Origin of the sequence: Chengkuizengella axinellae (assembly GCF_030730905.1) — a bacterium.
Classification (GTDB): Bacteria; Bacillota; Bacilli; order Paenibacillales; family KCTC-33759; genus Chengkuizengella; species Chengkuizengella axinellae.
The window spans coordinates 1-309 of the sequence record NZ_JAVAMP010000068.1 but is presented as its reverse complement, the minus strand read 5'-3'; the positions used below and the strand labels follow the sequence as shown (position 1 = coordinate 309).

The 309-nt window shown below is 34.6% G+C and carries 1 protein-coding gene; it reads left to right on the top strand.

Annotated elements, in window-relative coordinates:
- A partial coding sequence (locus tag Q5Y73_RS24700) for a hypothetical protein (protein ID WP_305994581.1) occupies positions 1 to 309 on the top strand: 309 nt, incomplete at both ends.

Genomic DNA, 309 nt, shown 5'->3' with positions numbered 1-309 from the left:
ATTCCAGCAGGAAATAAAGAGTCTGTAACATTAGTATTAGAAGATGATCAACAAGGTAACACAATTACTTTAGAGATTACTGGTTTAGAAGATGACACTTTATACGAAAACAAAATGGAAGATTATTCAACTGAGATCGAAGTTGCAGATTCTACATTTGATGGTCTTAACCGAGTTGAGTATAGCTTTGATGCAGATTCTGATGACTCTATCCTATACGTAGTATATAGCGAAGAAGTAAATGATACAGCAATCGACATCGATAACTATCTTGTACGTGTAGTTGATGGTGAAGGTTATGATTACGAG